Below are 10985 nucleotides of genomic sequence, written 5' to 3' on the forward strand. Positions count from 1 at the left end.
GCCGCGGCCGAAAGCCTGCGCGACCAGACCGAGCGCCTGTCGCAGGCGATTGCCGCCTTCCGCACCGGCGACGCCAGCCACAGCCTGGCGCCGGTGGCCCCGCGCCGCGCCCCGCCGCGGCCCGCCCCGGCCAAGCCGGGCGCCAGCGGCCTGCCCGCGCCCAAGCCCCACGCCGCGCCGCGCGCCAAGGCCATTCCGGCCGCGCGCCCGCCGGCCGTGGCTGCCCCCAAGGCGCCTGCCAAACCCGCGCCCCGTGCCGCCGCGCAGGACGACGGCGATTGGGAAAGCTTCTGACCCCTGTCCGGCCGCCTGCCGCATGAACACCCGCCTGCCCGACCCCGCCCAGGCCGCAGTGTTGGACGCGGCCGCACTCCAGCCCTGGGTGCGTTCGCGCTGGCAGGAGCGCATCCTGCCGGCGCTGCACCGCTACATCGCCGTGCCGGCCAAGTCGCCGGCGTTTGACCCCGATTGGGCCGCGCACGGCCACCTCGACACCGTGCTGCGCGAAGCCGCCGACTGGGTGGCGGCGCAGCGCGTGCCCGGCCTGACGCTGGAGGTGGTGCGCCTGACCCACCCCGATGGCCGCCCGCGCACCCCGGTGCTGTGGTTCGAGGTGCCGGCCAGCGCCGGGCGCCACGGCGGCGCCGCGCCCGCCAGCGGCCAGACGGTGCTGATGTACGGCCACCTGGACAAGCAGCCCGAGTTCAACGGCTGGCGCAGCGATCTGGGGCCGTGGACGCCCAGGCTGATCGACGACAAGCTCTATGGCCGCGGCGGCGCAGACGACGGCTACGCGGTCTACGCCAGCGTCACCGCCATCCAGGCGCTGCAGGCCCAGGGGGCGGCGCACCCGCGCATCGTCGGCCTGATCGAAACCAGCGAGGAAAGCGGTTCCGACGACCTGCTGCCCTACGTGGACGCGCTGCGGCCGCGCCTGGGCGACGTGGGCCTGGTGGTCTGCCTGGACAGTGGCGCCGGCAACTACGACCAGCTCTGGCTCACCACCAGTTTGCGCGGCGTGGCCAGCGGCGTCCTCAAGGTCGAGGTGCTGACCGAGGGCGTCCACTCCGGCGACGCTTCGGGCCTGGTGCCGTCGAGCTTTCGCATCATGCGCCAGGTGCTGGACCGCCTGGAGGACAGCGCCACCGGCCGCCTGCTGCCGGCCCAGTTCCATGTGGAGGTGCCGGTCGAACGGCTGGCACAGGCGCGGGCCACCGCCGCCATCTTGGGCGAGGAGGTCTACCGCCGCTTCCCCTGGGCGCACCACGACTGCGGTGGCGCCACCCTGTTTGCCCTGCCCACCACCACCGACCCGGTGGAGGCGCTGCTCAACCGCACCTGGCGCCCGACCCTGAGCGTGACCGGGGCCGATGGTTTCCCCGCGCTGCAGAACGCCGGCAACGTGCTGCGGCCTTACACCGCGTTCAAACTCAGCCTGCGCCTGCCGCCGGGGGTGGACGCAGCCCAGGCGGTGCAGGACCTGAAAGCCCTGCTGGAAGACAACGCCCCGTACCAGGCCAAGGTCACGTTCGAGCCCGAAGGCGCGGCCACCGGCTGGAACGCCCCGGCCACCACGCCCTGGTTCGAGCAGGCGCTGCACGCGTCCAGCCAGGCGCATTTCGGCGCGCCGTGTGGCTTCATCGGGCAGGGTGGCACCATCCCGCTGATGAACCTGCTGAGTCAGGGCTTCCCGACGGCGCAGATGATGGTGTGTGGCGTGCTCGGCCCCAAGAGCAACGCCCACGGGCCGAACGAGTTTTTGCACGTGCCGTTTGCGCAGCGCCTGACCGCCGCGGTGGCCGAGGTGATGGCGCGCATGCCCTGATGGCCCTGATCCGGGGGCTGGTGCTGGCGCGCGCCGCGCCGGCCTCATCTGTCCGCTGCGCGGCCAGAAAATCGGCCGACACGGCCCACCCCATCACCAGCGTGGCACGCGTGGCGCTGATGGGAGATTTCAGACGGTTTCGCGGGAGTGGGCGCGGCGCCGGGCCGCCAGCCACAGCAGGGCCACGCCGGTCAGCGCCACCGGCAGCAGGGAGCCCAGGTTCAACAGCGCCCAGCCCTGGGTCGTCACCAGCGCGCCCGAGGCGAACGAGGTCACCGCCATGGTCGCGAACACGAAAAAGTTGATGGCCGCCTGCGCCTTGTCCTTTTCCTCCGGCCGGTAGGCCTGCATGGCCAGGGTGGTGCTGCCGGTGAACAGGAAATTCCAGCCCACGCCCAGCAGGAACAGCGCCACCAGGAACTGGTGCAGGTCCTGCCCCGACAGGGCGATGCCGATGCACAGCGCGTTGAGCAGCACCCCCACGCCCATCACCGGCAGCACGCCGAAGCGCTTGATCAGGTGGCCGGTGAAAAAGCCCGGCGCGAACATGCCGATCACGTGCCACTCCAGCACCAGGGCCGCGTCGGAAAACGGCATGCCGCAGACTTGCATGGCCAGGGGCGTGGCGGCCATCAGCAGGTTCATCACGCCGTAGCCCAGCGCCGCGCCCACGGTGGCGACGACGAAGACCGGCTGGCGCAGGATCTCGCCCAGCGGCCGCCCGCTGGCGGCGCCGGGGGCCCGGGGCGGCTGCGCCGGGAAGCGGATGCCGGCCATGACCGCCATGGACAGCAGCGCCACCCCGGCCAGCGCCAGGTAGGCGCCCAGGAAGGGCGCACCCAGGCCGTCGCGGGTGTGGTTGGCCAGGTTGGGCCCGGCGACGGCGCCGATCAGCCCGCCGGCCAGCACCAGCGACACCGCCTTTTCGCGGTAGGCCGGTGCCGCCAGTTCGCCGGCGGCAAAGCGGTAGAGCTGGCCGTTGGCGCTGTAGTAGCCGGCCACCACCGTGGCCAGCACCAGCAACCAGAAGCTGCCCAGGTGCAGCGCGGCCGCGCACAGCAGGGCCGAGCCCAGCGCCACCGCCAGCCCCAGCTGGAACGACACCTGCCGCCCCCAGCGCGCCTGGCTGCGCGCCACCAGCCCGGTGGACAGGGCGCCGCCCACCACGTAGCCCATCACCGGCAGGGTGGCCATCCAGCCGGCGGGCGCCAGGCTCAGGCCCACCAGGCCGTTGATGGCGATGAACACCACGTTGTTGGTGAGGAACAGGCCTTGCGCGGCGGCCAGCAGCCAGAGGTTTTTGTTCATAACCAAGCGTTTATATACGAAGGGCCGGTGGGCGGGGCGGCCGGGGTCGCCGCCGCGGCCCCTTGGAATGGCACGATTCATCCCCACTCTCTAAAATCGCCTTCCACGTCCGCATTCCCCACGCAAAGGGCTTCCCCATGGTTCCCCACCTCGTCACCGCCCTGACCGGCCCCATCAACGAACTCGAACAGCGCATCCTCGAATCCACGCCCGTGATCGAGCGCTGGTTCCGCCTGGAGTGGATGGAGCACACCCCGCCGTTTTACAGTTCGGTGGACATCCGCAACGCCGGCTTCAAGCTCGCGCCGGTGGACACCAACCTCTACCCCGGCGGCTGGAACAACCTGACGCCCGAGATGCTGCCGCTGGCGGTGCAGGCCGCCATGGCCGCGATCGAGAAAATCTGCCCCGAGGCCAAGAACCTGCTGCTGGTGCCCGAGAACCACACCCGCAACATGTTCTACCTGATGAACGTGGCGCAGTTGCAGAAAATTTTTTACCAGGCCGGCCTGAACGTGCGCCTGGGCTCGATGAACCCCGAGATCAAGGAACCCACCACCTTCCCGCTGCCCAACGGCGAGCAGGTGACGCTGGAGCCGCTGATCCGCGACAAACGCCGCCTGGGCCTCAAGCACTTCGACCCCTGCACCATCCTGCTCAACAACGACCTGAGCGCGGGCGTGCCTGGCATTCTGGAAGACCTGCACGAGCAGTACCTGCTGCCGCCGTTGCACGCCGGCTGGCACGTGCGCAAGAAGAGCCAGCACTTCAAGGCCTACGAGGAAGTGGCCAAGCGCTTTGGCAAGCTGCTGGGCATGGACCCGTGGCTCATCAACCCGATGTTCAACCACTGCGGCGAGGTCAACTTCGCTGAAGGCACCGGCATGGAGTGCCTGCAGACCAACGTGGACGCGTTGCTGACCAAGATCAAGAAGAAGTACAAGGAATACGGCATCCAGGAAAAGCCCTTCGTGGTGGTCAAGGCCGACAACGGCACCTACGGCATGGGCATCATGACGGTGCGCGACGCCAAGGAGCTGGAGGCGCTGAACCGCAAGACCAAGAACAAGATGAACGTGATCAAGGACGGCCAGCAGGTGTCGGACGTGATCATCCAGGAAGGCGTGCTGACCAACGAACGGGTGAACGACGCCGTGGCCGAGCCGGTGGTGTACATGATGGACCGCTACGTGGTGGGCGGCTTCTACCGGGTGCACGCCGACCGCGGCGTGGACGAAAACCTGAACGCGCCGGGCGCCAGCTTCGTGCCGCTGGCCTTCGAGAAGAGCGCGCAGCAGCCGCAGCCGGGGCAAAAGCCCGGCGCCAGCGTGCCCAACCGCTTCTACATGTACGGCGTGATCGGGCGCTTGGCCATGCTGGCGGCCAGCTACGAACTGGAAGCCACCGACCCCAACGCCGAGGACTACGCATGACGGCGCGGCGCGTGTTGTTTGTGGCCGACCCGCTGGCCACCTTCCAGACCTACAAGGATAGCACCTTCGCCATGATGCGCGAGTTGCAGCGCCGCGGCCACGCGGTGGCGGCCTGCGAGCCGGCGCACCTGCAGTGGCAGAGCGGCGAGCCGGTGACGGCGCTGCTGCGCTACATCGAGCTCACCGGCGCCGCCGACGACTGGTACCGTGTGCTCCACCAGGGCCGCGAGGCGCTGAGGGACTTTGACGCGGTGCTGATGCGCAAGGACCCGCCGTTCGACAGCGAGTACTTCTACGCCACCCACCTGCTGGAGCAGGCCGAGCGCGAGGGCGCCCGGGTGTTCAACCGCCCCCAGGCCCTGCGCGACCACCCGGAAAAGCTGGCGCTGATGGAGTTTGGCGACTTTGCGCCGCCCACGTTGGTGACGCGCTCGGCCGAGGCGATCCGCCACTTCCACGCCGAGCACCGCGACATCATCCTCAAGCCGCTGGACGGCATGGGGGGCATGGGCATTTTCCGCGTCGGGCCCGACGGCATGAACCTCGGCTCCATCGTGGAAACGCTGAACCACGGCGGCCACACCAGCGTGATGGTGCAGCGCTACCTGCCCGAGATCGTGGCCGGCGACAAGCGCCTGCTGCTGATCGGCGGCGAGGCGGCGCCGTTCTGCCTGGCGCGCATTCCCCAAGGCACCGAGGTACGCGGCAACCTGGCCGCCGGCGGCAAGGGCGTGGCCCAGCCGCTGAGCGACAGCGATTGGGCGATTGCCCGCGCCATCGCACCGCGGCTGGCCGCGCGCGGCCTGCTGCTGGTGGGCCTGGACGTGATCGGCGACAAGGTGACCGAGATCAACGTCACCAGCCCCACCTGTTTCCAGGAAATCCAGCAGCAGACCGGGTTTGACGCGCCGGGCATGTTCGTCGATGCGCTGGAGCGCGCGCTGGGCGCGGCGTCCCCTGACGCGCCCCAGCCGGAGGCTTGACCCTTGGGCGCGTGGCTGGGCGCCGCAGCGCGGGTGCCCGCGGGGCTGAAAGCGGCGGTGTTCTGGGCCGCGGTGGCCGCGGTGGTGGCGCTGTCGCTGGTGCCGGTGGCGCAGCTGCCGCTGCAAGCGTTCAGCGTCTGGGACAAGGCCCAGCACGCCCTGGGTTTTGTCCTGCTCACCCTGCTGGGCGCCGTGGCCTACCCGCGCCATTGGGGCCGGCTGTGGCCGGGTTTGTTGTGCCTGGGCGTGGGCATCGAACTGGCGCAAAGTGCCACCGGCTGGCGCCAGGGCGATGCGGTCGACTGGCTGGCCGATGCGGTGGGCGTGTCCGTTGGCGCCGCGCTGTGCCTCAGTGCCCGGCGCTGCGCGAGAACAGGTGGATCACCAGCACCCCGGCCACGATCAGCCCCATGCCCAGCAGCCCGGGCAGGTCGATCGTCTGCCGGTACACGACCCAGCCCACCGCCGTGATCAGCACAATGCCCAGGCCCGACCAGATGGCGTAGGCCAGCCCCATGGGCACGCTGCGCAACACCAGGCCCAGACAGTAGAAGGCGATGCCGTAGCCCACCAGCACCACCAGGGCCGGCCCAGGTCGGGTGAAACCGTCGCTGGCCTTCAGGGCCGAGGTCCCGATCACTTCCGCCACGGTGGCAAGCCCGAGGGCGAGGTAGGGGTTCATGGGCACGCTCAACGCCAGTGTGGTGCCACGGCCGTGATGACCGCGATGGCCAGCAGGTTCAGGCCCAGGCCGGCACGCATCATGGTGCGCGGCGAGACGCCGCCCGAGCCATAGACGATGGCGTTGGGCGGTGTGGCCACCGGCAGCATGAAGGCGCAGGACGCCGACATCGCCACCGCCGCGGCCACCGCCACCGGGCTCAGTCCCCAGGCCGGCGCCATGCCCAGGGCGATGGGGACGATCAGCGCCGCGCTGGCGGTGTTGCTCACCAGTTCGGTCAGCATCACCACAAACGCCACCAGGGCCAGCAGCACCAGCCAGGTGGGGGCACCGGCCACCCAGGCCATCAGGCCCTGGGCCAGAAAGTCGCTGCCGCCGGTGACCGACATGACCTGGCTGAGCGTGAGCCCGCCGCCGAACAGCAGCAGCACGCCCCATTGGGTCTGGCGTTCCAGGTCGTCCCAGCGCAGCACGCCGCTGGCGCCGAGCAGGGCGATCGCGGCCAGCGCCACCAGGGTGTCGATGTCGGCCTGCAGCCCCAGCGCCCGGGCCAGTGGCGCGCCAGCGACCCAGCCGGTCACGGTCAGGCCGAAGATGGCCAGGGTCAGCACCCGTTCGCGCGTCCAGGTCCAGGGCTCGGGCGCTTCGGTGTCGGGCCGTGGCGTCTCGGCGCCGGCGGACGCGAAGCGCGGGCGCAGCAGCAGGTAGAGCAGGCCGACCATCAGCGGCCACAGCACCGCGACCAGTGGCAGGCCGATGGCCAGCCACTGCGCAAAGCCGATGCCCGCCTGCGCGGCGGCGATGGCGTTGGGCGGGCTGCCCACCAGCGTGCCCATGCCGCCGATGCTGGCGCTGTAGGCCAGGCCCAGCAGCACGAAGGCGCGGGTGCGCCGGGCGGACAGGGCCTCGGGCGGCCCGCGCTGCGGGTCGGGCAGCAGGCCCAGCGCCAGCGGCAGCATCATGGCGGCGGTGGCGGTGTTGCTCAGCCACATGGACAGCACCGCCGTCAGCCCGAACAGCCCCAGCACCGCCAAGGCGGTGCGGCCGCGCGCCAGCCGCAGCAGGGCCAGTGCCAGCGCGTGGTCCAGCCGCTGGCGCGACAGGGCGGCGGCCAGCGCAAACCCCCCCAGGAACAGGAAGATGACGGGCTGGGCAAAGGCGGCCAGCGCCTCACGCACCGTCAGCACGCCGGCCAGCACCGCCAGCAGCGGCACCAGCAGCGCGGTGAAGCTCAGGGGCAAGGCCTGGGTCAGCCACAGGCTGCCGATCAGGGCGAACAGCCCCAGGCCGGCGCGCAGCGGGCCGCCTTCGGGCAGCAGCGCGGTCACGCCGGCGGCCAGGGCCAGGCAGCCCAGCGCGGTCCAGGGGGCGGGCGCGGCGCTCATGCCGGGTCCAGCGGCAGGCCGTGGACGAAGACCTTGAGTTCGCCCGGCGCGAACGCGGTCCAGGTTTCGTTGCGCGTCAGCGGCGTCGTCACGACCACCGCGGCGCGGTCGTCCGGGCCGTTCACCTCGGCGAAGTTCACCGTCCAGTCCTCGTCCATCAGGGTGGCCGCGGCAAACGGGTGCTGCCGCACCAGGTAGTGCAGCTGGGTGCTGCAGTGCGCCCACAGCGCCTCGCCGTTGGAGAGCAGGAAATTGAAGGTGCCAAAGCGCCGCACCTGGGGCACCAGTTCCTGCAGCGTCAGCGTCAGTTCGCGCACCGTGGGCACCCCGGCGTGGGATTTGGCCAGTTCCTGCATCAGCCAGCAGAAGGCGCGTTCGCTGTCGGTGTCGCCCACCGGGCGGAAGTGCGCGTGCAGGTGGGGCTGGTAGTATTTCAGGTCGCCGTTGTGGGCAAACACCCAGTGCTGGCCCCACAGCTCGCGGGTGAAGGGGTGGGCGTTTTCCAGCTTCACCGCGCCCACCGTGGCCTTGCGCACGTGCGCGATGATGTTGGTGCTTTTCAGCGGGTAGTTGCGCAGAAAGGCCGCCATGGGCGACTGGTGCGCGCTCAGGTGGTCCACGAACAGGCGCAGGCCCCGGCCCTCGAAAAAGGCGATGCCCCAGCCGTCGGCGTGGTGGTCGGTGCCCCCGCCGCGGCGGCTGAAGCCGGCGAAGCTGAAGTGGGCGTCGGTGGGGGTGGCGCAGTTGAGGCCGAGCAGTTGGCACATGGTCGGGTCGGTCAGGTTCGTTGCGGGGCGGGCGGGCGGCTCTGGAGGTGCCAGGCCGCCCACAGGGCCAGCACGCACAGCGCGGCCAGCCCGGCAAAGGTTTCGTGGAAGGCGTTCAGGCGGGGCGCTGGCGGTCCACCGGCGGCCAGGCTGGCCCCGTGCGCTGCCAGCCGCCATTCCAGCACGATGCCGCACAGGCTGACCCCGGCCGCGCCCCCCAGCATGCGCAGGAAGTTGATGGCGCTGGAACCCTGGGCGATCAGCGCCGACGGCAGCCCGCGCATCGCCCCCAGGTTGAGCGAGGGCAGCACAAAGCCCAGGCCGATGCGGCTGACCACCGTGAGCACCACCAGCCACACCAGCGGCGTGTTGGGCGACAACAGCCCCACCCCGGCGAACGACACGGCCAGCAGCAGCAGGCCCAGGCTGACCAGCACGTGGGTGGGGTAGCGGTCGGCCAGGCGGCCCACGGCGGCGATGGTCAGCGCCAGCACCACCCCGGCCGGCAGCAGCAGCGCGCCCACGTAAGACGGCGACAGCACCAGCCCCATCTGCAGGTACACCGGCAGCAGGTAGGTGGAGCCGAACAGGGCCGTGCCGTAGATGAAGGCCACCAGGCTGCCCATGGCAAACGGGCGGCAGCGGAACAGCGACAGGTCCATCAGCGGCTGCAGCGCCGCCCCGGCCCGGTGGCGCTGCAGCAGGCGGCGCTGCCAGGCCACAAACGCCAGCAGCGCCGTCCCGGCGGCGCCCAGCAGGCCGGCGGCCAGCAGCGGCTGCCCGGCCTGCCACTGCACCAGCCCGTTGAGCAGGCAGACCGTGCCGCCACTGGCCAGCAGCAGGCCCCAGCCGTCCAGCGACACCCCGGCCTGCCGCGCCACGCCACCCGGGCCGGTCACCGGCACGTAGCGCCGCGCCAGCCACAGCGACACCAGGCAGAACGGCACCACCATGAAAAAGATCGAGCGCCAGCCGAAGGCGTCCACCAGCACCCCGCCCAGGCTGGGGCCCAGCGCCGGTGCCAGCACCACCCCCATGCCGAAAATGCCGCTGGCCCGGCCCTGTTCCTCGTGGCCAAACGCCCGCAGGATGATGATGGCCGGGATCGGCTGCACCACCCCGGCGGCCAGCCCTTCGGCCACGCGCGCCGCCAGCACCAGCGGGTAGCTGTGGGCCAGCCCGCCCACCAGCCCGCCGGCCAGCAACAGCCACATCGACAGCGTGTAGGTCAGGCGGAAGCCGAAGCGGCTCAGCATCCAGGGCGTGGTCAGCATGGACGCCACCATCGCCGCCATGAAGCCCGAGGTGGCCCACTGCGCCCGCTCCTGCCCCAGGCCGAAGTGCTGGCTCATGTCGGGAATGGCCACGTTGACCACCGTGGACGACATGATGGCCGCCATGGTGCCCACCATCACCGACATTAGCAGCAGCCAGCGGTAGCGCGGGCCGTGTGCGGCCTTGAGGGCCTGCAGGCTGCCGGGGGGAGGCGGGGGCGCATCGCTCATGGGGCCATTGTCGCTCCTCCCTACAATACCCGGCATGGACTTCACCGACATGTTGCGCGCGGCCGAGCGCCAGAACCGATCGATGCTGTGCGTGGGCCTGGACCCCGAGCCCGCCCGCTTTCCCGCGCACTGGCGCGACGACCCGCGCCGCATCTACGACTTCTGCGCCGCCATCGTGGACGCCACCGCCGACCTGGCCATGGCCTTCAAGCCGCAGATCGCCTACTTCGCCGCGCACCGCGCCGAAGACCAGCTGGAACGGCTGATGGCGCACATGCGCGTGGCCGCGCCCCAGGTGCCCATCATCCTGGACGCCAAGCGCGGCGACATCGGCAGCACCGCCGAGCAATACGCCAAGGAGGCCTTCGAACGCTACGGCGCCGACGCGGTCACCCTGTCGCCCTTCATGGGCTTCGATTCGGTGCAGCCCTACCTGCAATACCCCGGCAAGGGCGTGTTCCTGCTGTGCCGCACCAGCAACCCGGGCGGCGACGATTTCCAGAGCCAGCGCCTGGCCGGCGTGGACGGGCAGCCCCTGCTGTACGAACACATCGCCCGCCTGGCCCAGGGACCCTGGAACCTGAACGGCCAGATGGGGCTGGTGGTGGGCGCGACCTACCCGGCCGAAATCGCACGCGTGCGCGAACTGGCGCCCACGCTGCCCTTGCTGATCCCCGGTGTGGGTGCCCAGGGCGGCGATGCCCGCGCCACGGTGCAGGCCGGCTGGCGCGGCCAGGCTGGGCAGACCACTGGGCCGGTGGCGGTCAACTCCTCGCGGGCCATTCTGTACGCCAGTGCGGGGGACGACTTTGCCGAGGCCGCGCGCCGCGTGGCCCTGCAGACCCGCGACGCGCTGCACGCCGGCCGCTGAGCCCTCAGCCCCGCTCGAAACGCATCTGCGTGCCGGCCAGTTCGATCTGGTCGCCGGGGTGCAGCACCACCGGCGTGTCCGCCAGGGCCTGGCCGTTGACCCGGGCCGGTGCGCCGTCCACGTGGGTCAGGGTGTAGCCATCGCCCCGGTGGTTGATGGCGGCCACCGCCACCCCGGGCTTGCCCAGGGTGGTGACGACCTTGGTCAGCGTCATGGCCTTGCCCGC

At 71.1% G+C, this 10985-nt stretch carries 9 protein-coding genes and 2 pseudogenes; 5 read left to right on the forward strand and 6 right to left on the reverse strand.

Annotated features, from left to right (window positions below; genetic code table 11):
- Positions 1-294 (forward strand): annotated as a pseudogene (locus HA630_RS03825) (methyl-accepting chemotaxis protein); the annotation flags it as partial.
- 22 nt (positions 295-316) lie between these two features.
- Positions 317-1825, forward strand: coding sequence for a M20 family metallopeptidase (locus HA630_RS03830; RefSeq protein WP_166832474.1), 1509 nt, complete (start codon positions 317-319; stop codon positions 1823-1825).
- Between the two features lie 129 nt (positions 1826-1954).
- Here the strand turns inward: HA630_RS03830 and HA630_RS03835 are convergent, their stop codons facing one another.
- Positions 1955-3133, reverse strand: coding sequence for an MFS transporter (locus HA630_RS03835; RefSeq protein WP_166832476.1), 1179 nt, complete (start codon positions 3131-3133; stop codon positions 1955-1957).
- A gap of 137 nt (positions 3134-3270) precedes the next feature.
- Here HA630_RS03835 and gshA point away from each other — a divergent pair, with 137 nt between their 5' ends.
- Together gshA and gshB are read left to right on the forward strand one after the other, a co-directional pair.
- Positions 3271-4566 carry a glutamate--cysteine ligase gene (gene gshA, locus HA630_RS03840; protein WP_166832477.1) on the forward strand — a complete coding sequence of 432 codons (1296 nt, stop codon included), beginning with the start codon at positions 3271-3273 and terminating at the stop codon, positions 4564-4566.
- Positions 4563-5549, forward strand: coding sequence for a glutathione synthase (gene gshB, locus HA630_RS03845; protein WP_166832478.1), 987 nt, complete (start codon positions 4563-4565; stop codon positions 5547-5549). Before gshA ends, gshB begins: the two co-directional genes overlap by 4 nt.
- 349 nt (positions 5550-5898) lie before the next feature.
- Here the strand turns inward: gshB and HA630_RS03850 are convergent, their stop codons facing one another.
- Genes HA630_RS03850 through HA630_RS03865 form a run of 4 tightly spaced genes read right to left on the reverse strand, consistent with a single transcriptional unit; the run spans position 5899 to position 9888 of the window.
- Complete coding sequence (locus HA630_RS03850; protein ID WP_166832479.1) at positions 5899-6231, reverse strand: multidrug efflux SMR transporter; 333 nt, start codon at positions 6229-6231, stop codon at positions 5899-5901.
- Between the two features lie 8 nt (positions 6232-6239).
- Positions 6240-7616: a DASS family sodium-coupled anion symporter gene (locus HA630_RS03855; RefSeq protein ID WP_166832480.1), complete on the reverse strand. Its 1377-nt coding sequence runs from the start codon at positions 7614-7616 to the stop codon at positions 6240-6242.
- On the reverse strand, positions 7613-8383 hold the full coding sequence (locus HA630_RS03860) for a class II glutamine amidotransferase (protein ID WP_166832481.1): 771 nt from the start codon (positions 8381-8383) through the stop codon (positions 7613-7615). The genes HA630_RS03855 and HA630_RS03860 overlap by 4 nt, the downstream gene beginning before the upstream one ends.
- An 11-nt stretch (positions 8384-8394) precedes the next feature.
- Positions 8395-9888, reverse strand: coding sequence for a DHA2 family efflux MFS transporter permease subunit (locus HA630_RS03865; RefSeq protein ID WP_166832482.1), 1494 nt, complete (start codon positions 9886-9888; stop codon positions 8395-8397).
- A gap of 34 nt (positions 9889-9922) precedes the next feature.
- On the opposite strand from HA630_RS03865, the gene pyrF reads away from it, so the two are divergent.
- Positions 9923-10759 (forward strand): orotidine-5'-phosphate decarboxylase, encoded by an 837-nt coding sequence (gene pyrF / locus HA630_RS03870; RefSeq protein ID WP_208299954.1) that lies wholly within the window; start codon positions 9923-9925, stop codon positions 10757-10759.
- A gap of 4 nt (positions 10760-10763) precedes the next feature.
- Here the strand turns inward: pyrF and HA630_RS03875 are convergent.
- Positions 10764-10985 (reverse strand): annotated as a pseudogene (locus HA630_RS03875) (FHA domain-containing protein); the annotation flags it as partial.

Source organism: Aquabacterium sp. A08 (genome assembly GCF_011742065.1).